This is a genomic window from Tatumella sp. JGM94 (assembly GCF_018257595.1).
Classification (GTDB): domain Bacteria; phylum Pseudomonadota; class Gammaproteobacteria; order Enterobacterales; family Enterobacteriaceae; genus Tatumella; species Tatumella punctata.
The window spans coordinates 1-26,202 of sequence record NZ_JAERJN010000020.1; the positions used below are offsets into that span (position 1 = coordinate 1).

19 protein-coding genes, 1 tRNA gene and 2 rRNA genes are annotated in these 26,202 nt (G+C 49.7%); 7 read left to right on the plus strand and 15 right to left on the minus strand.

The annotated features are described in order from the left end of the window. The first annotated feature begins 113 nt into the window (after positions 1-113). The 4 genes from JK216_RS13690 (at position 114) to JK216_RS13705 (ending at position 5,339) form a co-directional block, all read left to right on the plus strand. Positions 114-189: transfer RNA gene (locus JK216_RS13690), tRNA-Glu, on the plus strand. A gap of 192 nt (positions 190-381) precedes the next feature. Next, positions 382-3,284: ribosomal RNA gene (locus JK216_RS13695) — 23S ribosomal RNA — on the plus strand. Positions 3,285-3,496: 212 nt separating this feature from the next. Next, a 5S ribosomal RNA gene (gene rrf / locus JK216_RS13700) occupies positions 3,497-3,597 on the plus strand. Positions 3,598-4,025: 428 nt separating this feature from the next. After that, complete coding sequence (locus JK216_RS13705) at positions 4,026-5,339, plus strand: MFS family transporter (RefSeq protein WP_212712008.1); 1,314 nt, start codon at positions 4,026-4,028, stop codon at positions 5,337-5,339. 146 nt (positions 5,340-5,485) lie between these two features. On the opposite strand, the gene pssA is transcribed toward JK216_RS13705, so the two are convergent. The 4 genes from pssA to trxC form a co-directional block, all read right to left on the minus strand. Continuing rightward, entirely contained in the window at positions 5,486-6,841 is a 1,356-nt protein-coding gene (pssA, locus tag JK216_RS13710; RefSeq protein ID WP_212708822.1) for a CDP-diacylglycerol--serine O-phosphatidyltransferase, read from the minus strand. 114 nt (positions 6,842-6,955) lie between these two features. After that, complete coding sequence (locus JK216_RS13715; RefSeq protein ID WP_212712007.1) at positions 6,956-9,613, minus strand: bifunctional acetate--CoA ligase family protein/GNAT family N-acetyltransferase; 2,658 nt, start codon at positions 9,611-9,613, stop codon at positions 6,956-6,958. Positions 9,614-9,643: 30 nt separating this feature from the next. Beyond that, complete coding sequence (locus JK216_RS13720) at positions 9,644-10,345, minus strand: tRNA-uridine aminocarboxypropyltransferase (RefSeq protein ID WP_212708813.1); 702 nt, start codon at positions 10,343-10,345, stop codon at positions 9,644-9,646. 82 nt (positions 10,346-10,427) lie between these two features. Beyond that, on the minus strand, positions 10,428-10,847 hold the full coding sequence (gene trxC / locus JK216_RS13725) for a thioredoxin TrxC (protein ID WP_212708821.1): 420 nt from the start codon (positions 10,845-10,847) through the stop codon (positions 10,428-10,430). A 175-nt stretch (positions 10,848-11,022) separates the two neighbouring features. Here trxC and JK216_RS13730 point away from each other — a divergent pair, with 175 nt between their 5' ends. After that, positions 11,023-12,015 (plus strand): tRNA/rRNA methyltransferase, encoded by a 993-nt coding sequence (locus tag JK216_RS13730; RefSeq protein ID WP_212710747.1) that lies wholly within the window; start codon positions 11,023-11,025, stop codon positions 12,013-12,015. Between the two features lie 104 nt (positions 12,016-12,119). On the opposite strand, the gene emrB is transcribed toward JK216_RS13730, so the two are convergent. From emrB to JK216_RS13780, 10 genes are all read right to left on the minus strand, one after another. After that, complete coding sequence (gene emrB, locus JK216_RS13735) at positions 12,120-13,685, minus strand: multidrug efflux MFS transporter permease subunit EmrB (protein WP_249213154.1); 1,566 nt, start codon at positions 13,683-13,685, stop codon at positions 12,120-12,122. Beyond that, positions 13,685-14,863, minus strand: a complete 1,179-nt coding sequence (gene emrA / locus JK216_RS13740; RefSeq protein ID WP_212708810.1) for a multidrug efflux MFS transporter periplasmic adaptor subunit EmrA — start codon at positions 14,861-14,863, stop codon at positions 13,685-13,687. Before emrA ends, emrB begins: the two co-directional genes overlap by 1 nt. A 146-nt stretch (positions 14,864-15,009) precedes the next feature. Further along, positions 15,010-15,519: a transcriptional repressor MprA gene (mprA, locus tag JK216_RS13745; RefSeq protein WP_212708809.1), complete on the minus strand. Its 510-nt coding sequence runs from the start codon at positions 15,517-15,519 to the stop codon at positions 15,010-15,012. A gap of 351 nt (positions 15,520-15,870) precedes the next feature. Continuing rightward, complete coding sequence (gene proX / locus JK216_RS13750) at positions 15,871-16,869, minus strand: glycine betaine/L-proline ABC transporter substrate-binding protein ProX (protein WP_212708808.1); 999 nt, start codon at positions 16,867-16,869, stop codon at positions 15,871-15,873. Positions 16,870-16,920: 51 nt separating this feature from the next. Continuing rightward, a complete protein-coding gene (gene proW / locus JK216_RS13755; RefSeq protein WP_212708807.1) occupies positions 16,921-18,084 on the minus strand; it encodes a glycine betaine/L-proline ABC transporter permease ProW in 1,164 nt (387 codons plus the stop codon). Then, on the minus strand, positions 18,084-19,277 hold the full coding sequence (proV, locus tag JK216_RS13760) for a glycine betaine/L-proline ABC transporter ATP-binding protein ProV (RefSeq protein ID WP_212712006.1): 1,194 nt from the start codon (positions 19,275-19,277) through the stop codon (positions 18,084-18,086). Before proV ends, proW begins: the two co-directional genes overlap by 1 nt. Positions 19,278-19,658: 381 nt before the next feature. Further along, positions 19,659-20,621 (minus strand): class 1b ribonucleoside-diphosphate reductase subunit beta, encoded by a 963-nt coding sequence (gene nrdF / locus JK216_RS13765; RefSeq protein WP_212710745.1) that lies wholly within the window; start codon positions 20,619-20,621, stop codon positions 19,659-19,661. A gap of 19 nt (positions 20,622-20,640) precedes the next feature. Continuing rightward, on the minus strand, positions 20,641-22,779 hold the full coding sequence (nrdE, locus tag JK216_RS13770; RefSeq protein WP_212708804.1) for a class 1b ribonucleoside-diphosphate reductase subunit alpha: 2,139 nt from the start codon (positions 22,777-22,779) through the stop codon (positions 20,641-20,643). Then, positions 22,755-23,162 carry a class Ib ribonucleoside-diphosphate reductase assembly flavoprotein NrdI gene (nrdI, locus tag JK216_RS13775; protein ID WP_212708803.1) on the minus strand — a complete coding sequence of 136 codons (408 nt, stop codon included), beginning with the start codon at positions 23,160-23,162 and terminating at the stop codon, positions 22,755-22,757. Before nrdI ends, nrdE begins: the two co-directional genes overlap by 25 nt. A gap of 484 nt (positions 23,163-23,646) precedes the next feature. Beyond that, a complete protein-coding gene (locus JK216_RS13780) occupies positions 23,647-23,961 on the minus strand; it encodes a DUF883 family protein (protein WP_212708802.1) in 315 nt (104 codons plus the stop codon). A gap of 150 nt (positions 23,962-24,111) precedes the next feature. Between JK216_RS13780 and JK216_RS13785 the strand changes: the two genes are divergently transcribed. Beyond that, positions 24,112-24,447: a DUF2002 family protein gene (locus JK216_RS13785; RefSeq protein ID WP_212708801.1), complete on the plus strand. Its 336-nt coding sequence runs from the start codon at positions 24,112-24,114 to the stop codon at positions 24,445-24,447. Positions 24,448-24,497: 50 nt separating this feature from the next. Here the strand turns inward: JK216_RS13785 and speG are convergent, their stop codons facing one another. Next, on the minus strand, positions 24,498-25,046 hold the full coding sequence (gene speG, locus JK216_RS13790; protein WP_212708800.1) for a spermidine N1-acetyltransferase: 549 nt from the start codon (positions 25,044-25,046) through the stop codon (positions 24,498-24,500). Between the two features lie 175 nt (positions 25,047-25,221). Between speG and puuE the strand changes: the two genes are divergently transcribed. Next, on the plus strand, positions 25,222-26,172 hold the full coding sequence (puuE, locus tag JK216_RS13795) for an allantoinase PuuE (protein WP_212708799.1): 951 nt from the start codon (positions 25,222-25,224) through the stop codon (positions 26,170-26,172). The last annotated feature ends 30 nt before the right edge of the window (positions 26,173-26,202 follow it).

A 26,202-nucleotide genomic window follows, 5' to 3' on the forward strand; every position in this document is an offset into this window, starting at 1 on the left:
GGGAACCTGCGGTTGGATCACCTCCTTACCTGAAGATACACTTCTGCGCAGTGTCCACACAGATTGTCTGATAGAAAGTATGAGCAAGGCGTCTTGCCGAAGCAGACTTCAGTGTCCCCTTCGTCTAGAGGCCCAGGACACCGCCCTTTCACGGCGGTAACAGGGGTTCGAATCCCCTAGGGGACGCCACTTGCTGGTATGTGAGTGAAAGTCACCGACCGATATATCTTAAAGATGACTTACGAGTCATGTTTAAGATATTGCTCTTTAACAATCCGGAACAAGCTGAAAATTTGAAAACAATGAATAACGAGAGTTATTCAGAGTCTCTCAAAAACTTTTACGATTCATAAGTCGTTGCAAGACGTCTGTGGGTTGTGAGGTTAAGCGAATAAGCGTACACGGTGGATGCCCTGGCAGTCAGAGGCGATGAAGGACGTGCTAATCTGCGATAAGCGTCGGTAAGGTGATATGAACCGTTATAACCGACGATTTCCGAATGGGGAAACCCGGTGCACTCAGTGCATCATCGCAACATGAATACATAGTGTTGCGAAGCGAACCGGGGGAACTGAAACATCTAAGTACCCCGAGGAAAAGAAATCAACCGAGATTCCCCCAGTAGCGGCGAGCGAACGGGGAGGAGCCCGGAACCATCATCAGTGTGTGTATTAATGGAAGCGTCCGGAATGTCGCACGATACAGGGTGAAAGTCCCGTACATGAAAATACACACATTGTGAGTTCGAAGAGTAGGGCGGGACACGTGGTATCCTGTCTGAATATGGGGGGACCATCCTCCAAGGCTAAATACTCCTGACTGACCGATAGTGAACCAGTACCGTGAGGGAAAGGCGAAAAGAACCCCGGCGAGGGGAGTGAAAAGAACCTGAAACCGTGTACGTACAAGCAGTGGGAGCACCTTTNGGTGTGACTGCGTACCTTTTGTATAATGGGTCAGCGACTTATATTCTGTAGCAAGGTTAACCGAATAGGGGAGCCGAAGGGAAACCGAGTCTTAACTGGGCGTTAAGTTGCAGGGTATAGACCCGAAACCCGGTGATCTAGCCATGGGCAGGTTGAAGGTTGGGTAACACTAACTGGAGGACCGAACCGACTAATGTTGAAAAATTAGCGGATGACCTGTGGCTGGGGGTGAAAGGCCAATCAAACCGGGAGATAGCTGGTTCTCCCCGAAAGCTATTTAGGTAGCGCCTCGTGAATTCATCTCCGGGGGTAGAGCACTGTTTCGGCTAGGGGGCCATCCCGGCTTACCAACCCGATGCAAACTGCGAATACCGGAGAATGTTATCACGGGAGACACACGGCGGGTGCTAACGTCCGTCGTGAAGAGGGAAACAACCCAGACCGCCAGCTAAGGTCCCAAAGTCACAGTTAAGTGGGAAACGATGTGGGAAGGCTCAGACAGCCAGGATGTTGGCTTAGAAGCAGCCATCATTTAAAGAAAGCGTAATAGCTCACTGGTCGAGTCGGCCTGCGCGGAAGATGTAACGGGGCTAAACTGTGCACCGAAGCTGCGGCAGCGACACTATGTGTTGTTGGGTAGGGGAGCGTTCTGTAAGCCGTTGAAGGTGGTCTGTGAGGGCTGCTGGAGGTATCAGAAGTGCGAATGCTGACATGAGTAACGATAAAGCGGGTGAAAAGCCCGCTCGCCGGAAGACCAAGGGTTCCTGTCCAACGTTAATCGGGGCAGGGTGAGTCGACCCCTAAGGCGAGGCTGAAAAGCGTAGTCGATGGGAAACAGGTTAATATTCCTGTACTTGGTGTTACTGCGAAGGGGGGACGGAGAAGGCTATGTCATCCGGGCGACGGTTGTCCCGGTTTAAGCGTGTAGGCTGAGATTCCAGGCAAATCCGGAATTTCATACGGCTGAGACGTGATGACGAGGTACTACGGTACTGAAGTGACAAATGCCCTGCTTCCGGGAAAAGCCTCTAAGCTCCAGGTAACACGAAATCGTACCCCAAACCGACACAGGTGGTCAGGTAGAGAATACCAAGGCGCTTGAGAGAACTCGGGTGAAGGAACTAGGCAAAATGGTGCCGTAACTTCGGGAGAAGGCACGCTGGCGCGTAGGTGAAGGGACTTGCTCCCGGAGCTGAAGCCAGTCGAAGATACCAGCTGGCTGCAACTGTTTATTAAAAACACAGCACTGTGCAAACACGAAAGTGGACGTATACGGTGTGACGCCTGCCCGGTGCCGGAAGGTTAATTGATGGGGTTATCCGCAAGGAGAAGCTCTTGATCGAAGCCCCGGTAAACGGCGGCCGTAACTATAACGGTCCTAAGGTAGCGAAATTCCTTGTCGGGTAAGTTCCGACCTGCACGAATGGCGTAATGATGGCCAGGCTGTCTCCACCCGAGACTCAGTGAAATTGAAATCGCTGTGAAGATGCAGTGTACCCGCGGCAAGACGGAAAGACCCCGTGAACCTTTACTATAGCTTGACACTGACTATTGAGCCTTGATGTGCAGGATAGGTGGGAGGCTTTGAAGTACNGACGCCAGTTCGTACGGAGCCAACCTTGAAATACCACCCTTTAATGTTTGATAGTCTAACGTAGACCCGTAATCCGGGTTGCGGACAGTGTCTGGTGGGTAGTTTGACTGGGGCGGTCTCCTCCCAAAGAGTAACGGAGGAGCACGAAGGTTAGCTAATCACGGTCGGACATCGTGAGGTTAGTGCAAAGGCATAAGCTAGCTTGACTGCGAGAGTGACGGTTCGAGCAGGTGCGAAAGCAGGTCTTAGTGATCCGGTGGTTCTGAATGGAAGGGCCATCGCTCAACGGATAAAAGGTACTCCGGGGATAACAGGCTGATACCGCCCAAGAGTTCATATCGACGGCGGTGTTTGGCACCTCGATGTCGGCTCATCACATCCTGGGGCTGAAGTAGGTCCCAAGGGTACGGCTGTTCGCCGTTTAAAGTGGTACGCGAGCTGGGTTTAGAACGTCGTGAGACAGTTCGGTCCCTATCTGCCGTGGGCGCTGGAGAATTGAGGGGGGTTGCTCCTAGTACGAGAGGACCGGAGTGAACGCACCACTGGTGTTCGGGTTGTCATGCCAATGGCATTGCCCGGTAGCTAAGTGCGGAAAAGATAAGTGCTGAAAGCATCTAAGCACGAAACTTGCCCCGAGATGAGTTCTCCCTGACTCCTTGAGAGTCCTGAAGGGACGTTGAAGACTACGACGTTGATAGGCCGGATGTGTAAGTGCAGCGATGCATTGAGCTAACCGGTACTAATGACCCGTGAGGCTTAACCTTACAACGCCAGAGGCGTTTTGCAGAGACGCAAAGAATTTTCAGCGAGTTCCTGAATTGTTATTGTAAAAAATTAGTGGGAACGAAAGATTTTTCCTTCAGACAAGGCGGCAAGCAAGTGATGAGAAGGAGCATACATTGGTATGTGACTGAACAGCGCGAGTGAAGCCAACACAGTATGAAGGTAAAAGATTCGTTTCCGCACAAAGAATTTGCCTGGCGGCTAGAGCGCGGTGGTCCCACCTGACCCCATGCCGAACTCAGAAGTGAAACGCCGTAGCGCNTCTCCCCATGCGAGAGTAGGGAACTGCCAGGCATCCAATAAGACAAAAAGGCCATCCTGACGGATGGCCTTTTTGCACTGGTTTTTTAAAATCCTTCTGTACAGAAAAACGGCATCTCTGTGATGTATTTCCCGTATGACTGCCTTCTTATGGCATACCCGGCGGAATAAAAGGTTCATAAATTGTTCTTAACTTTCTGTACAGAAGGGCATCAGCCGCCAGTCTGTCAGTTATTACAGACAAATCAGCTTTTTCTTTGACGGAAAAACACCAGTTAATATTTTAAATCAGCTGATCTTCGCAATTAATACTAAATATCTGCGGTTTTCTCTTATCTTATACTTCTGCCAGCACTTTTGGTTTATTGATATAACAAAAAATGATAAATAAGCTTTACTTTAATTCTGTGATACTTATGCTTGAGTGACCAATAAATGTCTAATAAAACATAAGGCCATCTATGATAAAGAGCCCCCTTTCTGCGGCAGCTTCCGCAGAAACACAAACACCAATGACCAACGCCGATCGTATCAAAGCGATTGTCGGTGCTTCCTCAGGGAATCTGGTTGAGTGGTTTGACTTTTATGTCTATTCCTTCTTCTCATTATATTTTGCGCATATCTTCTTTCCGGAAGGCGATACAACCTCGCAACTGTTAAAAACCGCAGGTATATTCGCTGCCGGATTCTTAATGCGTCCGATTGGTGGCTGGCTGTTTGGTTATATTGCGGACCGTTATGGTCGTAAAAACTCAATGCTGATCTCCGTATGCATGATGTGTTTTGGTTCACTGGTTATCGCCTGCTTACCTTCTTACACTGTCGTCGGGGTATGGGCTCCGGCGCTGCTACTGCTGGCCCGTATGTTACAGGGACTGTCGGTAGGCGGGGAATACGGCACCAGTGCTACCTATATGAGTGAAGTCGCAGTACAGGGGCGTAAAGGCTTCTATGCCTCTTTTCAGTATGTCACGCTGATTGGCGGGCAATTACTGGCTGTACTGACGGTTGTTATACTGCAGCAAATATTGTCTGATCAGGAATTACGGACCTGGGGCTGGAGAATACCGTTTATTCTCGGCGCGGTACTGGCTGTCGTTGCTGTCTGGTTAAGACGCTCACTGCATGAAACTTCTGATACCACAACCCGTAATGATAAAGATGCAGGAAGTATTACCAGCTTACTGAAAAATCACTGGCGCGCTTTTTTGATGGTTATCGGGTTTACTGCCGGAGGATCATTAAGCTTCTATACTTTTACAACCTACATGCAAAAGTACCTGGTCAATACTGCCGGCTTTAATGTGAAGTCAGCCAGCCTGATCATGACCTGCGCTTTATTGATTTTTATGGTGATACAACCATTGATTGGTGCGTTGTCCGATAAAATAGGCCGCCGTGCATCAATGCTGATTTTCGGTGCCGGTGTCGCCATCTGCACGGTACCGTTACTCACCTTATTAAAGACTCCGGGCAACAGTGGTGCTCTGACCTTGTTATTAATTACGGTTGCATTACTGATCACCAGTTTTTATACGGCTATCAGCGGCGTACTTAAAGCCGAAATGTTCCCGCCGCAAGTCAGGGCTCTGGGGGTCGGTCTGCCTTATGCATTAGCCAATGCTATTTTTGGTGGCTCTGCGGAATACGTTGCTTTGCTACTGAAGGATGTCGGCACTGAGAGTACTTTTTTCTGGTATGTGTCAGTGATGGGGGCAATTTCTTTCCTGATAGCGCTGGGGCTGCATAAGAAGGGCAAAGGAATGGCGTTGTAGTCGTTCTTGCTCCTCTGCTGGCAAGTCTGTAGTGATACCGGTGTCCGGAAACCTGTCAGGGTTTCCGGATTTTTATATCTTAGGGGATGTCAGATAAATACTGACGGAACCGGAGAATAAGGCCCTGCGATGGCAGGGCCGGAAAATTATAAGATACGGCTGATCAGCCGATCTATCCTGATACGTCTCAGGCGACGGATCAGTTTTTTTATCCGTGCCGGATACTCGGCAATACTTTCCAGATCGTTATAGTGGTCAATCACCGAGGTATGCTCGCGGATCAGTGCCAGTTCTTTGACTTTTTGTTCCAGTAATTCATGCTGCGGGTCGTGTACCAGAATGGCATTTTCCAGATCCAGTCGCCAGGCGCGGGGATTCAGGTTATTACCGGTTAACAACATCCATTCATCATCGACCCAGATACCCTTCAGGTGATAGCTGTTCTCTCCGTCTTTCCACAGACGTACGGTCAGTTGCTGATTATCAATGTAATATTGCAGACGGCTGACAAAGCGACGCAGGTTTATTTCATATAAATATGGCAAAGCGCCGATGATTTTAAACGGCTCCCGGGGAGGGATATAAAAATCATTTGCGGTCTTATCGCCGATGATAATTTCGACCTGTTTACCCTGACGTAATAGCCGGATGATATTCCTGACCAGGATAGCCGGCAGGTTAAAATAAGGTGTACAAATAGTCAGTTTATGTTCTGCGCAAGGCATCAGATGAAAAATGGTCTGATTTAACAGGTTTTTCTTCCCCAGCCCGACGAGCGGAGTCACACTCAGCTGATCACAGACAGCCTGATCTTCAAACTGATAGTTGAAGGTACGGAGTTCCTGACGAAATAAACGGGTTTCATTTTTAATTTCGGGGCTGGAAGGTCGCCCGGCCTGGTCGAGGCGATGAACGGCTTCTGCCTGTTTCAGGTTAATATCGACCCACTCAAACATGGTATCTGCCAGCGCCGGATTACGTATGATCTGATAGCGATCGTAGCGGTAACGTTCCTGCTGATGCAGATAGACATTATTAATGCTTGCCCCGCTATAGATGACACAGTCATCTATGATAAAGCCTTTCAGATGAAGCACGCCAAGTGCTTCACGGGTATTGACCGGGATACCATACACCGGTATTGCAATCTCCGGGTTAGCACTTGCCATCTCACAATACCAGTCAGCATTGGTGACTCCCCTGGCTGCACCGATACGGCCGCGCTGGGCGCGATGCCAGTCGACATAAATCGCAATATCCAGCCGGGGATTTATCCGCCTGGCGGCATAAAGTGCATCCATCACGCTGCGTCCGGCTTCGTCATTTTCCAGATAAAGGGCGACAAGACAAATACGTGAGGTGGCCGTGGCAATTTTTTCCAGCAGGGTTCGGTGAAATTCGGCCGGCGAATAAAGGGTTGTAAAATCGGCGGCTGATTGTGAAAGGCCGGGCAGTTGCGCGAGGTATTGTTGGTGATTATTGAGTTTGAATTTTGACAACATCACTAGGCGCTTCTTCTCTGTTCAATGTATCGTCATAACCGACAACGGCATGGTCTCGATCGTGAAGTGTAACATTAACCATGTCTTGCCGTGATAATTTTACTTTTCTGTACGCTACTTTTCAGGAGAATAAAGTATCAATTGCAGAGTGACAATCCCGTCCTCCGGTTGTCTTTCCACCCTGAAATTAAGCTTATGTGCCAGTGCAATCATCCCCTGATTATCAGGCATGGTAATCCCGTTTAGTTGCTGTAAGCCATGCTGACGTGTATAGAGGATCATTTTTTCCAGTAGCCGGCGGCCGAGCCCGATATTTTTCAGGTCTGAGCGGACCAGTATCGAAAATTCAGCATCAATATTATCAGGATCTGAAATTGCACGGGTTACCCCGATAATCTCTTCACCGTTAGCGGCGGGCTGAACGGCAACAATAGCCATTTCCCGATCATAATCGATTTGTGTCATATTGGCTAAATCTTCATGAGTAAACTCATTGATTTCACTAAAATACCGGTAATAAAGATCTTCTTTCGTCACCCGCGAGATAAAGGTTTTTAATCCCGGTTCATCTTCAGGAAGTATCGGTCTGAACAGGCACTGACGGCCATCTTTAAGTGTGACATTCTCTTCGAGCCTTTGGGGATAAGGGCGAATAGCGAGGCGAGCCTCACTCTCTCCGGAAAATGCCGTCAGTATCAGGGTTGCATCGAGTAAGGTCAGATTATTTCCGTCCGCCAGTAACGGGTGAATATCCAGCCGTTCAATTTCCGGGCAATCGATAATCAGATTGGAAATCTGCACCAGGCACTGACTGACAGCATTAATATCTAAGGCCTGCAGGGCATTTCTGCCCCGAATCGCACCCCGGGAGATTGCCTGAGTTACTAAAATTTTTGCCAGTGTCATATTCAGGGGCGGCAGGGCGACCACAGGGTGCTGAGCGTTTTGCCATTCACCGTGACCTTCCCCGAGAATAATCACCGGGCCGAACAGCGGGTCGGGCTGCACAGAAATACGCAGTTCTTCTGCCCCGGCGCGGCGAGCCATACTCTGGACGCTTAATCCCTGAACCCTGGCTTCTGGCCAGGCGCTATGGGCTCGGGTCAGGATGGCATCGGCGGCATTCGCAACATCCGCCGCAGTCTGTAAATAGAGCATCACCCCCTGGATCCCGGACTTATGGGGAATGTCTGGCGCGCGCAGTTTCACGGCCACCGGGTAACCGATATTTTCGGCAATCGCAACGGCCTGCTGGCTATCGGCGGCGGCCCAGGTTGGCAGAGTTTGTATACCATACCCCTGAAAAATAGCCTGGACTTCATGGGTATCCAGCCGTGTATCACCTGCGGTCAGTCGCTGTTGTAACTGCTGGCGTACAGTGAGGCGATTTTCGGGTAAACGGGCAGGAAATGCCGGCGTCTCACGCAGCTGTTGCTGATTCCTGCGGTATCCGACCATATGCATAAATGCCGTTACCGTGCCTTCTGGTGTTCTCCAGGTTGGAATGCCTGCCTGTGTAAAGGCTGCCCTGGCATCGCGGGAAGAGTATTCTCCGCACCAGTTGGTCAGTAAGGTGACTCGCCCGCCACGCGGGTGTTGTCTGACTAAACGGATAATTTTTTCAGCGCTCTCGCTGGCAGAAGACACGGCACTCGGGGCATGAATAATCATTAGTGCATCTATTTCATGGCTCTCCAGCAGCAGGCTGATTGCAGATAAATAGCGTTCTGTGGTCGCATCATCTTTCAGGTTCAGCGGATTAGCCACAGGTATCGACGCTGGTAACACCCGGCGAAGTGCCTGCAGGGTGTGGTGGTCCAATACTGACAGGGTGCCGTTTCTGTCGGCCAGTTCATCCAGCGCCAGCGCGGCAGGTGCCGCACCGTTACTGATAATGAATAAGCGTTCCCCGCGCAGAGGGCGCATATGACTCAGTGTTTCCACCGCTGAAAACAGCTCATGGGTATCTTTGACCCGCAGCATACCTGCCCGCTGAATGGCTGCATCCCAGGCAGCATCAAGACTGTCCGGGGTACCGAGTAATTGCCTTGCCTGCGGGCATCTGCCGCTTTTTATCACCAGGATAGGCTTGTTACGTGCAGCACTGCGCGCGGCAGAAACAAACCGCCTGGCATCGTCTGAATGTTCCAGAGAAAGCAGAATGGCACTGGTTTTACTGTCCCTGGCAAGAAAGTCGAGTAAATCGTCCGCATGTATATTGATACTGTCTCCGAGGGCGATAAACCACGAAAACCCGAGATTTCTTTGCTGCGCCCAGTCCAGCAGGGTATTAGAGACGGCGGCAGACTGTGAAATAAAGGCCAGCTTACCGCACCGGATAGGCACCGGAGAGAAACTGGCGTTCACCCCCTGCCAGGGCGATAACAGTCCCAGGCTGTTGGGGCCGAGGATCCGGATACTCCAGCGTCCGGCACAGGCTTTCAGCTCACGGAACTGGTCACGCGATGCGGAAAGAATAATACAGGCTTTACAGCCTTTTTCTGCCAGCTGTTGCAGTATGTCAATATTACGCTTTGAATGGGTACAAATAACGGCCAGATCCGGCACCAGCGGAAGTTGTGCGATATCAGGAAAGGCCAGTACGCCACACACAGCCTGCCAGCCAGGGGTTACCGGAAGTATCGGACCGCTGAATCCCCCTGCCAGTAAGTTACGCATCATCAGATGACCGGCACTGCCAGGTTTATCTGATGCGCCAATAACTGCAATGGATTTGGGTTTTAGTAATGCTTCCAGGCCTTTCTGGCTCATCGTTATCCTCCGGACATCAACTATTTGAGTTTAACCGGTTTGTGGCTGTTGTTTCGTGAGGGAGGCCTGATGTGAAGGTTTCCCTGCCAGATAACGCTGCCGGAAATTTTCAAAATGAGTAAGCAGTCCGCTGGCAGCGGCGCTGTCTCCCGATTGCTCCAGCAGTGCTATCGCAATTTCGGCGGTACAGTGCTGTCCGGCAGAGGGGGATTCACGCAGGCTGTAATCAGAGGGACGGGTAACATTTAATGACATTACCGGAAATTTATCCAGCCAGGGGCTTTTGCGAAACATTTTCGCCGCTTCAGTCCAGGTACCATCCAGCATAATAAATAGCGGCGGTTTTCCACTGCGAGGCGGGGTGGTCATCACCTCTCTGCCCGGAGCGGCATAATGACCGGGAAATACCACTAAAGGGCTGACCCGGGGATCGTTCACTGCATCCAGTAATGGCTGTGGCGGGGCGGTACGTGACCATTCAAAAGCAGTTGTACCGGGTAAAATATCTGCAATTAACCGGCCGGTATTGCTGGGTTTCATCGGCTCGGTATCAAACATCACCAGACAAAACTGGCTGCGGGCAGGTACCGGCGTAATAGTTTGGCACAGGCAGCGGGGAACCGGTAACAGGCAGCGCTGACAACGGACTACCCGGTTTCCGCGGGCCAGAAACGGACGTGTAGCTCTTGCCAGACGTTGTGCCCTGAGTGTCAGGACGGCATTTTCCAACATAACTTTTCACTAACAGGGAAAAAGCGCAGTGTAATAGAAAAGCGCATTCCTGCGTAGTCCGGCCCGGTTGTTTAATGACAAATCATAATGATTCGTCCAGCCATTGTTCAAACGACGCTTTCGGCAGTGCTCCGGCCAGGGTATCCAGATGCTGACCTTTACGGAATATCATCAGTGTCGGTATGCTGCGGATACGAAAACGGCTACTGAGCGCAGTTTCCTGTTCTGTGTTTACTTTAATAAAACGGATTTGTCGGGCGCGCTGTTCTGCAACCTCTTCAAAAACCGGGGCGAAACCGACACAGGGGCCACACCAGGGCGCCCAGAAATCGATCACTACCGGCAGGTCATCCTGTAACAGTTTGTCCAGCGTAGCGCTGGTGGCATTAATAACCTCGCCGTCAAACAGCTGAGCTTTACAGCGACCACATTTTGCAGCTTCGCTGATCTGTTCTTCTGCGAGTCTGTTGGTGGCAAGACAGTGGCTGCATACAGTATTCATCATCACCTCGGGTTGGGATTATCCGGTAAAACTACCTATTATTATCAGAGATCATGACAGACGGAGCCAGCAGGATCTGTCGATAGCTATAATAGATGACGGCATTAAAAACAAAGTTGATAGATTAGAAGCCTGACATCAGGTAATCTTCGCGCTCGAGGAACAGGAGGAAAGAATGAGCGACGATTTAAAAGGCAAAAGCAGTAAAGTAAAAGTGATGTATGTTCGCAACGAGGATAATACCCGTCAACGTACCGGTAACCCGCGGACAGGCAAAGGAGGTCACTCTCCGTCACGTCAGCAGGAGCCAGGTCGTCGTCAGGAAGAGAAATCCCGTTCCCCGTGGCGTACCGTATCCCGTGCTCCGTCGGAAGCGCCCCTGAAACCACAACCGGATACCGGCGTCAGAAATATTGTTGACCCGGAAGTTATCCGTAAACAGCGTCAGGAAGAAACCCGGGTTTACGGTGAGAATGCCTGCCAGGCATTGTTCCAGAGTCGTCCGGAATCCATTGTCCGCGCCTGGTTTATTCAGAGTGTGACACCGCGTTTTCGTGAAACGCTGCGCTGGCTGGCGGCTAACCGCAAAGCCTATCATGTGGTCGAAGATGCTGAACTGGTTAAAGCGTCAGGGACTGATCATCACGGCGGCGTCTGTTTTATCATTAAAAAGCACATGGGGCAGTCCGTCAGTGAATGGCTGGAACAGGCGGCGGAGAAAGAATGTGTGCTGGCGCTGGAAAACGTAGGTAATCCACATAACCTGGGTGCCATCATGCGTAGCTGTGCTCACTTCGGTGCCAAAGGTATTCTGGTCGATGATGCTTCTTTGCTGGAGTCCGGTGCTGCTGTTCGTACGGCAGAAGGCGGGGCAGAGCATGTGCAGGCCATTACCGCCGGCAGTTTCGCCGAAGGGCTGGATGCATTCCGTCAGGCAGGTTACACCATAGTGACCACCTCCAGTCATGCAGGAAAACCATTATCGGCCACTGAACTGCCGGAAAAAATGGTACTGGTGCTGGGCCAGGAAAGTGATGGTCTGAAAGAGTCGACCCTGAAACAGGGTGATATCAGTTTGTCGATTGATGGTACAGGCAGTGTTGAAAGCCTGAATGTTTCGGTGGCAACCGGCATTCTGCTGGCCGAATGGTGGCGGCAGAATCATTAATCAGTAAAAAAGCGCCTCGCGGCGCTTTTTTTTGGTCGGCGAATTGTACTGTTGCCCGTTACCTGCGGCGACTGACTAGCAGAATATCGTGATAACTCAGGGCATCAGTGAGCCCCTTCAGCCTCGCTTTTCCCGCCACCACCGCTGCCGAATGGCGGTCTGGCAAACCAGATGGTGACCAGCAGTAAAATAAAGATCCCTCCTGCGACCCAGAAAATTTCATTGGCTGAAATAATCAGTCCCTGGTTAGTGATTTGCTGTGCCAGATAACCGGAGGCTTGCTGGTGGCTCATCCCCAGAGATTCCAGCTGCTGATACATCTGCTGTGAATTAGGATTAAACGGATTCACCGACTCAGTCAGCTGACTGTGGTGCAGGGATTCCCTGTTACTCCACAGAGTTGTCGTGATCGAGGTTCCGATCGATCCGGCTAACGTCCTTAAAAAATTAGACAGACTGGATGCTGCAGCCATTCGCTCCGGAGGCAGTCCGGACAACGTGATGGTGGTTAATGGCATAAAGAAGCAGGCCACTGCAAACCCCTGTATAAACTGAGGCCAGGCTGAGGCCGCAAAATTCATCGCCGGCTCGAAAGTATAGGCCCGCCAGTAAAAACAGACGGCATACATAATAAAGCTGAACGTGACCAGCCAGCGCATATCTATTTTATGGGCGAAACGACCGATAACAGGTGAAAGGATCACCGGTAATATCCCTACAGGTGCCGAAGCCAGACCTGCCCAGGTGGCGGTATAACCAAAGACCTCCTGCAATAGTTGTGGCAGCAGGACAATGGTGCCGAAATAGAGCATGTAAGCAAGACTGATAGAGACACAGCCGATGGTGAAGTTTCTCGATTTAAATAACGATAAATCGACGATCGGATGGTCATCTGTCAGTTCCCAAATCAGCAGGACCAATAGTGCCACTACCGCAAACACCGTCAGCGTGATAATTTCGTCTGAATTAAACCAGTCGAGTTCTTTGCCGCGATCCAGCATAACCTGCAGGCAGCCAATACCAATGATCAGGCTGATTAATCCGACCATATCGATGGGCTGACGGGTGATTTTGGTTTCTCTGCCGCGGATGGTTTGCAGACTTAAGAAAATAACCACAACACCAATAGGGACGTTAATAAAGAATATCCAGCCCCAGTGGTAGTTATCACTGATCCAGCCACCCAGTATCGGGCCACAAATCGGCGCAACAATCACCGTCATCGCCCATAATGACAGGGCGATACTGCGTTTGGCCGGCGGATAGTTATTCAGCAGTAAGCTTTGGGAAAGAGGGATCAGCGGGCCTGCGACTACCCCCTGAATAACACGGAAAAAGATCAGCATAGTCAGGCTGCTCGACATTCCGCATGCCCAGGAGGCAATAGCAAATGCGACGGTCGATAGCATAAACAGTTTCACTTCACCGAAGCGTTTTGCCAGCCAGCCAGTCAGTGGGATCGAGATAGCATTGGCTACCCCGAAGGAAGTGATCACCCAGGTGCCCTGGGAGTTTGAGGCTCCCAGGTTACCGGCAATGGTGGGGATCGCGACGTTGGCAATGGTGGAGTCCAGTACCTGCATAAAGGTTGCCAGAGATAAGGCAATCGTCATCAGAACCAGCTGAGCACCTTCAAGCGGTTTTTGCGCCATGACTTTCTCCCCGGCCATCAGCCGGCATTGGCCTTGATAATGGCAGAGATCATCTGATTAACCTTATCAAGCGGTAATTCCAGGGCATTACTTTCATAGGCCGGTGTTTTACGGACGACGCTGGCCAGTACTGCTCCGTTTTTATCGGAAGTATCGACGGTCACCAGTGTTGATAAACCAATTCGCAGCGGATGTCTGGCCAAATCCTGAGCATCGATATCGACCCTGACCGGCAGACGCTGGACAACCTTGATCCAGTTACCGGTAGCATTCTGGGCCGGTAACAGAGAAAAGGCACTGCCGGTTCCCATATCCAGGCCGACAACTTTGCCGTGGTATACCACATCGTCGCCATAGATATCGGAAACAATTGTCGCCGGCTGACCGATCCTGACATCTGCCAGCTGGGTTTCTTTAAAGTTGGCATCAACCCATAATTGTTTGTCAGGCACTACCGCCATCAGTGAGCTGGAAGGGGAAATTTGTGATCCGACCTGAACACTGCGTCTGGAAACATAACCGTCAACCGGGCTGCGGATATCGGTACGTTGTAAGGTCAGCCATGCATCACGCAATGCAGCGGCACTTTGTTGTACCGCTGGCTGGTTTTCCAGTGAGGTATTCAGCAGAATTGCCTGGTTAGCATTGTATTGCTGTGTCGCGACATCCAGAGCTGCCTGAGCACTGGTCACTGCATCACGGGCGTGTTGTAAATCTTCACGGCCAATTAACTCAGCCTTACCCAGCGGGATACGTCTTTGTAAATCAGCTTCAGCCTGAGACAGCGCGACTTTCTTCAGGGTTATATTGGCAAGATACTGTTTACTGTTAACCATCTGCTGGCGGGTCTGACGGACGCTGGATGCAAGCGCCGTCGTGGCTTTTTCAAATGCCTGCTGTGCATCGGTTTTATCCAGCGTCACCAGGGTATCGCCTTTTTTCACATAGTCTGTATCTTCAAACCATACTTTTGTCACGCTACCGGAAACCTGAGGCATAATAATGACCTGATTACCGGCCACATAAGCATCATCTGTATCCTGATAATGGCTAAGGACTAAAAACCAATAGGCCAGATAGCCGATAGCAACGATACAACAAACCACGGCTAACAGAATCAGCAGGGTTTTACGTTTTTTCTTTTTACTGTGGGGACGTGCTGCCCCGGATTGCAGAGTTTCTTCACCTGCACTCATAGAATTTCCCACCCGTCATAAATTTTCAACAGCCTAACATCCCGCGATACCAGCATTTTTTTGCTGGTAAAGGCGCGCAAGCATAACGAAAACGGAGCGCCTGTCTTTAGCACTTGGTGACTTATTACTATCAGGTTACTGAATAGTTATGCTTTACGATCCATCTGATCAAGACGGCCAAGTAACTTACGGGTAATACTCTCTAATTGTTGCTGTTCTTCATCCGACAGTACCGCCCAGAGATGCTTCAGGCTTTGGTGTTGGGGGGGCATGACTTCACACAGAAATTCATATCCCTGTTCCGTCAGGTGTAAATGCAGGCAGCGACGATCATCGCTGCTTTCCTGACGTTCAATCCAGCCACGTTTTTCCAGCTCATCGGCAATCCTGGTGGCGTTGGTTCTGGAAGAACCTAATGCTGAACTGAGTTCGGAAGGCTGGATACTCTGATTTTTACGTGCATCCAGTGTGACCAGTGCAGTGAACAGAGTGTCGTTAATTCCGCGTTCTTTCAGTATTTTATTGCGATTATCGAGCAGTTTTCCCTGAATATGCATACATAACCGGGTCAGCAGCATCTCTCTTAACGGATAATTGTTATGGCGCTGGACCAGAACATGCAGCATTTCTTCAATCGGAGTAAATGAACTTTCCACGCAAATACCTCATTGCAAAATTTTTCAGGATGTTATTTCAGACAGATCACTGTGACCGCTCTGTGTTGATAGCGACCGTCACTTAATTACCCCCGGGAAAACAGGGATATTATCATCATGTAATTATTACTGATGGGAAAGTCACCTGACTAAAACTATATGTCGCTAACGATATCAGACCCCCGGTCAGGTTAATAGACTATGAGGGCTTTTTTGTCGGGTCTGGTGGCAGGAATGTGTGATCCGGCGCGGACTGGTGAAGGCTGCGATAAAGGAAAACGGATAACAGCAACAGGAGAGGAGATATAAAAAGGACAGCCGAAGCTGCCCCTGGAAATGATGACCCGTGGATCAGGATTTAGCGGCGGCTAAAGCATCATTAATCCATTGGTTAAATACTGCCTGATGGGCGTGGATCCAGCCATCAACCTGACGATTAACATCAGCATCGCTGCTTTCGCCAGCATTCATTCGGGCATTCTGGGCATTAATATCCGCCAGCGGCAGCTTCATTTCAGCGAACAGTCTGGCTGCTGCCGGGTTTTTCTCTGCCCATGCTTTGTTGGCAACAATATGCATGGTATTTACAGGGAAACCGTAGTTGGCACCGTTAGGCAGTTTGGTATCGACATTTTTCTGGGCGCCAGGCAGTGAGGAGAATGGCACCTGCAGCCAGACCACATCACGGCCCGGTTTCAGAACGTCACTCACCCAGTAAGGTGTCCAGGTATAATAAAGGATAGGTTTACCCTGTTTATAACGGGCAATCGTATCCGCCATCATCGCCGAATAGTTACCCATATTTGCCTGGACCGTATTTTCCAGCTGGTATGCTTTTACCTGATGGTTAATGACTGCTTCACAACCCCAGCCCGGGGTACAACCCGTCAGATCAGCTTTACCGTCACCGTTGGCATCAAACAGTCTGGCGATTTTCGGATCTTTCAGTTGTTCAATATTCGTGATGTGATATTTCTCAGCGGTTTTTTTATCAATCAGATAACCCTGAGCCGCGCCGGTAACGTAGGTACCTTCCCGATAAAAGACCTTATCGCCGCCCGCAGCAAGATACATATCATCATGCAGTGGTTGCCAGTTGACGGCGGTAAAGGTCGCATCACCGGAGGCAATTGAGGTATAGCCGACGTTATAATCAACTTCATCGGGCGCATCAACTTTATAGCCCAGTTTTTCCAGCGCACGGCTGACCAGCAGCGTCTGAAAGGTTTCGCCGCTGATAGTGCTCTGTACCGGTTTAACGGTGATCCCTTCGCCCGGCAGGCTGGCGGCATAACTCTGACCAGCCATCAGCAGGGTCAGAGTGGTTGCTGTCATAATTAACTTACGCATAGTCATTCCTCATTGTGCGATGGATGCCCGCACTGCGCGGGCATCCGTCGGTTATTTAGCGGGTGAACTTTTTACAAAAGGACGCAGCAGCAGACCAACAGGGCCGGTCAGATACCAGTGGCGTTGGGGACGGGTACGTTTATCTTTACCGACAGACTGTGTCAGGCGGTCAAGAATAATCGCCAGGATAACAATACCGACACCGCCGACTGTTGCCAGTCCCATGTCCAGGCGACCAATGCCGCGCAGTACCATCTGGCCCAGGCCCCCGACGGCAATCATTGATGCAATAACAACCATCGACAAAGAAAGCATCAGTGTCTGGTTAACACCGGCCATAATGGTGGGCATCGCCAGCGGCAGCTGTACCTTGAATAGCATCTGTCGCGGGCTGGCACCAAAAGATTCACTCGCTTCAATCAGATCGGCAGGAACCTGTTTAATCCCCAGAATAGTCAGCCTGATAATTGGCGGCAGTGCAAAAATAATGGTGACAACCACTCCGGGAACATTACCGATACCAAACAGCATCACAATCGGGACCAGGTAAACGAAGGCCGGAGTTGTCTGCATCGCATCAAGGAACGGACGGATAATTTTTGCCGCCCGATCACTACGCGCCAGCCATATTCCCACCGGTAAACCGATAACCACACAGAACAGTAATGAGGTTAATACCAGTGACAAAGTCACCATCGCATCACTCCAGGCACCGATAGCACCGATAATCACCAGTGATGCCAGGGTGGCAATGCCCATACCGGGGTTGGTCATCTGCCAGGCGATAAGGGTAAAAATAAGTATCGCGACCGGAGATGGCATTGCTGTCAGCAAGTGCTGGAAGGTGCTGAGGATAAAGTCCACCGGCACACGAATGCCCTGGAATACAGGACGGAAATTACCGACCACCCAGTCAATCGCATGGGTAACCCAGCTATCCAGCGGGATTAACGTTTTATGGAAGGGATCCATAATATTAAAATGTTCATGGGTAACCGGTGGCGGCGTATTCAGCCAGTCATTAGCGGATGTTGCGGCATCATGACCGCCGCTGTTACCCGCAGAGCCCCAGGCATCTGCAGAACCAGTGCCGCCGGACCCGGAAGCCGGAGGAGAGGATGACCAGGGGTCACTGCTGCCGGTTGTCGCCGGTGCGGCAGAAGTGCTGCCGGATGATGCGCTGTCACCCCATGGATTATTATCTGGTTTACTCATTACTCATTTCCCTCGCGATCCAGAGCCCGTAACAGACTGCTTTTTGAAATTATGCCGATATATTGGTTATCTTCGTCGGTGACCGGAACAGCACAGGGTGCGGCGGCCACATGGGAGAATATTTCATTCAGCGGTGTTGCAGCAGGAATAGGATCCGGGGAATTAAGAAAAGCACTTTCCAGCGGAGATCCGGAATCCAGGGCTTGTTGTAACGAATCACCCGAGACAATACCGGCAAATTTTTGCTTATCCAGTACATAACCATATTCCCGATCCTGATCACGTAATAATTGTAATGCAGTACGCGGACCAAAACCGGGAGCTTTACGCATTAGCGTATTTGCTCCGCGGCGGGCGATATCTTTCGCACTGAATACCTGGCTAATATCGACACCACGGAAAAATGTTTTCACATAATCATTGGCCGGGTTATTCAGGATCTCATCCGGAGTACCTACCTGAACAACTTCACCATTTTGCATAATTGCAATCCGGTCACCGATACGCATTGCTTCATCAAGGTCATGAGAAATAAAAACAATGGTACGTTGCTGACGGGTTTGTAATTTGATTAATTCGTCCTGCATTTCGGTTCTGATTAACGGGTCGAGGGCTGAGAATGCCTCATCCATTAATAAGATATCCGGGTTTATTGCCAGTGCACGAGCCAGCCCGACGCGCTGACGCATACCTCCGGATAATTCGTCCGGCCAGGAGTGAGCGTATTTTTCCAGCCCGACCTGTTTCAGAGCTTCCAGTGCCTTTTCTTCGCGTTCCTGTAACGGAATACCCGCCAGTTCCATACCAAATGCGGCATTATTAAGTACCGTCATATGTGGCATTAATGCGAAAGACTGGAAGACCATACTGATTTTACTGCGACGAATATCTCTTAGCTGGGATTCCGGAATTTTAGCGATATCCAGTCCGTCGATAAGAACCTGACCGCGAGTGGGCTCGATCAGACGATTGAGAAGGCGAACCATAGTGGATTTACCCGAACCGGATAATCCCATGATCACAAATATCTCGCCTTCTTCAATGGCCAGACTGGCATTGTTGACGCCAACAGACAGCCCTGTTTTTTCCAGAATATGTTCTTTGTTGAGTCCCCGTTCAAGATATTTAAACGCTTTGCCCGGGTGGTCACCGAAAATTTTATAAAGATTTTTTACTTCGAGTTTAATTGCCATTCAGTCGTATTATCCTGAGTTATATTTATTTTTTCATGGGGTTATGGTGTCCGGAGGGTGATATACGTATTTAACCGTACCATACTGAGATTATCTGACAACCCTTGATTTAAATATTTTGACTCTGAAAGTGACTGATATTCCGGCTGATGCCAGTGATATCAAGGGATAAGAAGAAATACCATGAGTGATAATTATTTGACTGTTGTGGTTAATTCATTGTTAATAATAAAGTACGGTACTTCTTCTCTGGCGGAGGGGAAATAAAGTGCTGCGGGCACAGGATTTTCGCTATTATTATTTTTTCATTTCCCTGTTATTTCAGAGGGGCGGATACGTTTTTTCAGGAAATAACGGGGAAGATATCCCCGTTATTTTTGATCAGAAATTCCAGTCGTCATCTTCGGTAACTGTCATATTTCCTATGACGTAAGATGAACCAGATCCGGAGAAAAAATCATGATTTTCATCTGCATTTGGAGATAATGCGGTAAGAATCTCCGGACTGACATGGCTTTCGTTGGCAGAAAATAATGCCTCATAGCCAAGGTTCATTAGTGCTTTGTTAGCGTTATAGCGCAGGAACATCTTTACTTCATCACACCAGCAAGTTTCCCCATACAGCTGGTCTGTATATTCCAGTTCATTATGATATAACTGCTGTAATAATTCCCGTGCATACTGTTGTAATTCATCCTGTTGTTGTGTGGACAATTGTTGCAATTGTTGCTGATATTTATAACCAATATAATAGCCGTGGACCGCCTCATCGCGGATAATTAAACGGATAAGATCTGCTGTGTTGGTCAGCTGCCCGCGGCTGGACAGATGCATCGGTAACCAGAATCCAGAGTAGAATAAAAAAGACTCGAGGAAAACACTGGCAATTTTCTTTTTCAGCGGGTTATCTGCACAATAATTCTGCAGAATTATTGCTGCTTTGTCCTGCAACGCCGGGTTACTCTCACTCCAGAGATAAGCGTTATCGACATCCGCAGAGTGACAAAGTGTGGAAAATACAGAACTGTATGAGCGGGCATGGACGGCTTCCATAAAGCAGATGTTGGAAAAAACAGCTTCTTCGTGAGGCGTCACAGCATCAGCCATCATTGCCACGGCACCGATAGTATTTTGCAGCGTATCCAGTAGTGTCAGACCGGTAAAGACCCGCAGGGTCAGCGTCTGGATGGCAGGACTCAGGGTTTGCCAGCTGGTCTTATCATTGGACAGGGGAATTTTTTCCGGCAGCCAGAAATTACTGGTTAGCCGGTTCCAGACTTCCAGATCTTTGTCATCTTCAAGACGGTTCCAGTTAATTGCCTGAACCTGTGTCATATTTCGCATAATATATTCTCTTTTCTGGTTACAGTGCACAGGCGACACAACCTTGCAGTTCAGTCCCTTTTAGTGCTGTCTGACGGAGTCTGATGTAATACAGGGTCTTGATCCCTTTTTTCCAGGCGTAAATCTGCGCTTTGTTAATATCACGGGTCGTGACATCGGCATTGAAAAAGAGTGTCAGTGACAGCCCCTGGTCGACATGTTGTGTTGCTTCGGCATAAGTATCGATAATCGCCTGCGGGCCAATCTGATACGCATCGGCATAGTAAGCCTGATTTTCGTTTGTCAGATAAGGCGCCGGGTAGTACACCCGCCCGAGTTTTCCTTCTTTACGAATCTCTATCCTGGCGGCAATCGGGTGGATACTCGACGTTGCGTGGTTTATGTAAGAGATTGATCCGGTTGGCGGGACGGCCTGTAAATTACTGTGATACAGGCCGCAGGCCATCACTTGCTGTTTCAGACGCAGCCAGTCATCACAATCAGGCAGGGTTATACCTGCCTTACGAAACAGTGCCGCGGCTGTTTCGGTACGTGGCAGCCAGCGACGTTCGGTATATTTGTCAAAAAAATGGCCACTGGCATAGGCTGACTGTTCAAAACCACTGAAACGCTGCTGACGCTGGCAGGCAATTTCGCAGGAGGTTTTGATGGCATAATAGGCAATGCAATAAAAGTAGAGGTTAGTGAAATCGAGAGCCTCTGGTGAGCCGTAGAGGATCCCCTCACGTGCCAGATACCCATGCAGGTTCATTTGACCCAGACCGATCGCATGGGAAGCCCGGTTACCGGCTGCCACCGAAGGGACTGCATTGATCTCACTCATGTCCGAGACGGCAGTTAATGCCCTGACAGCCACGTTAACTGTTTGTTCTAACCTGCCGGCATCCATCACGTTGGCGATATTCAGGGATCCGAGATTACAGGAAATATCTTTCCCTGTTTCACGATAACTTCCATCTTCATGGTATTCACTGGCCTGATTCACCTGCAGGATTTCCGAGCACAGATTACTCATATTGATCCGTCCGGGCAGGGGATTGTGCCGGTTAACCGTATCTTCAAACATCAGGTACGGATAACCAGACTCACACTGGATAGCGGCCAGAGTCTGGAATAATCCACGGGCAGAAATATAGGTTTTACGGATCCGATGGTCGGCGACCAATTGATGATACTGTTCATTGATACTGATATCGGCGAAGGCTTTGCCATACACCCGCTGGATATCATAAGGCGAAAATAAAGCCATAGACTGGTTTTCTCTGGCGAGACGGAAGGTTATATCCGGTAATACAACGCCCAGAGACAGGCTTTTGATCCGCGTTTTTTCGTCTGCATTTTCCCGCTTAGTGTCGAGGAAAGGTAAAATATCCGGATGATGAGCATGCAGCCATACGGCCCCCGCGCCCTGGCGAGCACCCAGCTGATTAGCATATGAGAAGGCATCTTCCAGTATCTTCATCACCGGAATCACCCCGGAAGACTGACGGGCTATTTTTTTGATCGGCGCGCCCTGTTCTCTTAAATTACTCAGACAAAATGCGACACCGCCGCCGCGTCGTGAAAGTTGCAGTGCAGAGTTCACCGCCCGGCCAATCGATTCCATATTGTCTTCAATGCGTAACAGAAAACAGGAGACAAACTCTCCCCGTTGTTGTTTACCGCAATTCAGAAAGGTCGGTGTCGCCGGCTGAAAGCGCCCCTGCAAAATATCATGCAGTATATCGGTCGCCAGTTGCTGATTTCCGCGGGCAAGGGTTAATGCCACCATACAACAACGCTGGGGGAAGTTCTCAAGATACTGGCTGCCATCGAAGGTTTTCAGAGCATAGCTCTGATAAAATTTCAGTGCGCCGAGGAAGGTGGTAAACCGGTGGCCTGCCTGTTCCGCCTGCTGGTGGAGATCGGTAATGAAACGCAACGGATACTGATTAAAAACACCGGCATCGTAATAACCCTCATCCGCCAGATAACGCAGCCGTTCAGCAATACCTGAAAAATGGCGGGTCTGTGCAGCAATATGTTCACGGGTATAAAGATCAGCAGCCTGCTGATCTTTTTCAAAAGGGATATTTCCCTGTGCATCGTAGAGGTTCAGCATCGCATTCAGCGCGTGAAAATCTTCTGCCGGGGTTAGGGTTGGGTATATTGTTGCCATAATTTCTCGACTCCGCGACGAACGTTAATTAAATCTTCGGCTGTGCCCAGCAGCTCTGTATTGCTGATACAGGGAACAGCACATTTTCTTGCGATAATCTTTGCCGCCAGACAGTAACCGGCGCCAAAGTTACGATTTCCGGTCCCGATAACCCCGCACAGATATTTCCGGTAATCCGGATTATTTAAAAAGTGAATAACCTGTCGAGGCACACTGCCCCGTATCTCTCCGCCCCCATAGCTTGGTACAACCAGCAGGAAAGGGCGTGTTACCGCAAAGCTGACGGGGTTGTCCAGCGGGATGCGGTATGCCTCGAGCCCCAGCCGCTGTACGAAACGATGGGTATTTTCAGAACGACTGGAAAAGTAAATCAACGGAAACACTGGTTATGATCTCCTTTATGCTGGCGCTATGGCCTGGTGCTCTTGGTTTACTATCAATCAGTATTATTGTGATTCTCATTCTCATCTGTGGGTTAAAAAAAGCACCGGAGAGAACGCACCTGAGAGATAGCAGGGTTTGCATCACCATCCCTGCTGAAGATACTATATCTGGATTTTAAATATATCAACACACACAATATATGGTATTTCGAGGGGGGGTTCCCGCACTTGCTCACAGGACGGACAGAAAAATAAAATGATCACAGGGGGCCTGGGTGGTCAGCATAGGGGGTGATGGCAGCCTGAATAACAGCAATGATGCAGGACGGCAGTCAGACCGTGCGGAGCCGATGACAGAGGGTCAGTATCGCAAATATACAGGCAAAGATTAGACGACAGGGCGCTAATATCATGCCCTGTCGTTTATCAGAGCAGGTGACGTGACCGGCAGAGTGACGGGCCGGTCAGGCTAAATCCTGAGCGCTCAGCGTTTTGCCAGCAGAAAGCCGAATACAACCCCCAGCGCAGCACCTATGCCGGTTGCCGGCAGCGGGTTCTCGCGTACCCAGCTATCAACGCTGCATCCGGACTGGCAAAACTTATCTTTTAACTTTTCCTGACCGTCATCCAGAGAGGTCCGGGCTTTTTTCAGTAATCGTTCAGCATTTTTACGGGCGTCTTCTAAACCGTCTTTTGCGTCATCGCTGTACGAATTCAGCAGTGCTTCAAGACTGTCCGCCAGTTCACCAATTTCCAGTTCACTTTTATTAATCTGTGATTTCTCTGCTTCAGTTGCCATTTTTATCTCCGTTATTTCCGGTTCCGGTTAATAATTATAGCCAGCTATTGGCATTTTGCAGGCAGACCGAGAAAATTCCGAATGGTCTGAGCTACAAGTTTTTCTTGCCGGGCTACAGTGAGCCGGTAAAAAAATATAAGGGGATTAACTATGTATTTACGTCCGGATGAAGTCGCCCGGGTATTGGAAAATGCCGGATTTGAAATGGATCTGGTCACACCTAAAGCTTACGGATATCGTCGCGGTGAAAACTATGTCTATGTTAACCGGGAAGCGCGGCTCGGCAGAACGGCACTGGTTATTCATCCGACCTTAAAAGAAAAAAGTCAGACGTTTGCTGAACCTGCTTCAGAGATGAAAACCTGCGAACACTATAAAGAATTTCCTTTATATCTGGCCGCCGAAAACCAGCAGCATTATGGCATTCCTCATGGGTTCAGCTCACGGATGGCGTTAGAGCGTTATCTCAGCGGAGTATTTGGCTGAGCACTGACAAGATCAACAGCAGAGTACGTCTGCTGTTGACGGTACAGGGATTACCGGGCGGCAGGCATAACCATCGGTTCCCGTCCGGCCTTATATTTTTCCAGAAACTGGTGCTGAAAAATACACATCCGGATAGTATTCCGGTATTCGCCGTTAATGAAAAACTCGTGTTTCAGCACCCCTTCGGTTTCAAAACCGAGTTTAGTGTAAATGTGGATAGCTTTTTCGTTTTCCTGATCAACAATCAGATAAAGCTTGTACAAATTCAGTACCGAAAATCCATACTCCATCGCCAGTTTAGCCGCCTGACTTGCCAGCCCTTTTCCCTGATGCAGCGGATCGATAATTATCTGAAATTCAGCCCTGCGGTGGACATGATTTATTTCCACCAGTTCGACTAATCCGGCATTCTCGCTGTTATGCTCGACGACAAAACGTCGTTCGGTCTGGTCATGGATATGTTTATTATACAGATCTGAGAGCTCGACAAAGGCTTCATAGGGCTCTTCAAACCAGTAACGCATTACACTGGCATTATTGTCCAGCTGGTGGACAAAATGCAGATCTTCCCGTTCCAGCGGACGAAGTTTAATTGTCATTATCTGTTCCTTATTTAATCTTCCTGAAGAGCTTCTGTCACGGGCTGTTTTCCGCAGACCTGTAACTGCCTGAATCTGCTCTGCCAGAGAAAGATCTCTCTGGCACAGAGCTTGCATTGTTCTGCTACATATTTCAGAGGAGGGTGGTTCTCTTCTGAGCCGGGAGAAAGCAGTAATGTCAAAAAACAGTCTACAGCAATTTGGTCTGACGGATGATTATCCGCGGGATTTAATCGGTTATGCGGGGCAGCCTCCGGCAGTGAAATGGCCGGGCGGGGCACGAGTAGCGGTACAGTTTGTCCTTAATTATGAAGAAGGTGCTGAAAATCATATCTGGCATGGTGATGCAGGTTCTGAACAATTTCTGTCCGATATTGTCGGTGCTGCCAGTTTTCCTGACCGGCATATGTCAATGGATTCAATGTATGAGTACGGTTCGCGGGCCGGGTTCTGGCGGATCCATGGCGAATTTGTAAAGCGCGGTTTACCCCTGACCGTCTTCGGGGTTGCGATGGCGCTGGCAAGACATCCGCAGATTGTTGCGGCGATTAAAGCGGCTGATTACGATGTGGTCAGTCATGGCTGGCGCTGGATCCATTATCAGGATATGCCGCCGGAGGCAGAACGCCAGCACATGCAACAGGCAGTTGAGGTACTGACGGCATTATTCGGTAAAGCACCCTCGGGCTGGTATACCGGGCGTGACAGTCCCAATACCCGGAGGCTGCTGGTCGAGGAAGGGGGCTTTTTGTATGACAGTGACAATTATGGCGATGACCTGCCTTTCTGGACACCGGTACAATGTACATCAGGTGAGACCCGTCAGCACCTGGTGATCCCTTATACTCTGGAATGTAATGATATGCGGTTTGCGACTCCGCAGGGATTTAATACGGCAGATCACTTCTTTACTTACCTGAGGGACAGTTTTGACGTGCTGTATGCCGAAGGTGAAAGTGCAGCGAAAATGATGTCCATTGGTATGCATTGCCGGATCCTCGGTCGTCCGGGTCGTTTTCGTGCATTGCAACGTTTCCTTGACCATATCAGTCAGTATCCCGATGTCTGGGTATGTACCCGCCAGCAAATAGCAGAGCACTGGACCAGACACCACCCTGCACCTTAGGGCTTCGCCCCCCGTGGTGGCGGGGGGCGG

Excerpts from the sequence above, each read along its gene's own strand:
- JK216_RS13705 (WP_212712008.1), top strand. The coding sequence starts at position 4,026 with ATGATAAAGAGCCCCCTTTCTGCGGCAGCTTCCGCAGAAACACAAACA.
- pssA (WP_212708822.1), bottom strand. The coding sequence starts at position 6,841 with ATGTTGTCAAAATTCAAACTCAATAATCACCAACAATACCTCGCGCAA.
- JK216_RS13715 (WP_212712007.1), bottom strand. The coding sequence starts at position 9,613 with ATGAGCCAGAAAGGCCTGGAAGCATTACTAAAACCCAAATCCATTGCA.
- JK216_RS13720 (WP_212708813.1), bottom strand. The coding sequence starts at position 10,345 with ATGTTGGAAAATGCCGTCCTGACACTCAGGGCACAACGTCTGGCAAGA.
- trxC (WP_212708821.1), bottom strand. The coding sequence starts at position 10,847 with ATGAATACTGTATGCAGCCACTGTCTTGCCACCAACAGACTCGCAGAA.
- JK216_RS13730 (WP_212710747.1), top strand. The coding sequence starts at position 11,023 with ATGAGCGACGATTTAAAAGGCAAAAGCAGTAAAGTAAAAGTGATGTAT.
- emrB (WP_249213154.1), bottom strand. The coding sequence starts at position 13,685 with ATGGCCGGGGAGAAAGTCATGGCGCAAAAACCGCTTGAAGGTGCTCAG.
- emrA (WP_212708810.1), bottom strand. The coding sequence starts at position 14,863 with ATGAGTGCAGGTGAAGAAACTCTGCAATCCGGGGCAGCACGTCCCCAC.
- proX (WP_212708808.1), bottom strand. The coding sequence starts at position 16,869 with ATGCGTAAGTTAATTATGACAGCAACCACTCTGACCCTGCTGATGGCT.
- proW (WP_212708807.1), bottom strand. The coding sequence starts at position 18,084 with ATGAGTAAACCAGATAATAATCCATGGGGTGACAGCGCATCATCCGGC.
- proV (WP_212712006.1), bottom strand. The coding sequence starts at position 19,277 with ATGGCAATTAAACTCGAAGTAAAAAATCTTTATAAAATTTTCGGTGAC.
- nrdF (WP_212710745.1), bottom strand. The coding sequence starts at position 20,621 with ATGCGAAATATGACACAGGTTCAGGCAATTAACTGGAACCGTCTTGAA.
- nrdE (WP_212708804.1), bottom strand. The coding sequence starts at position 22,779 with ATGGCAACAATATACCCAACCCTAACCCCGGCAGAAGATTTTCACGCG.
- JK216_RS13780 (WP_212708802.1), bottom strand. The coding sequence starts at position 23,961 with ATGGCAACTGAAGCAGAGAAATCACAGATTAATAAAAGTGAACTGGAA.
- JK216_RS13785 (WP_212708801.1), top strand. The coding sequence starts at position 24,112 with ATGTATTTACGTCCGGATGAAGTCGCCCGGGTATTGGAAAATGCCGGA.
- speG (WP_212708800.1), bottom strand. The coding sequence starts at position 25,046 with ATGACAATTAAACTTCGTCCGCTGGAACGGGAAGATCTGCATTTTGTC.
- puuE (WP_212708799.1), top strand. The coding sequence starts at position 25,222 with ATGTCAAAAAACAGTCTACAGCAATTTGGTCTGACGGATGATTATCCG.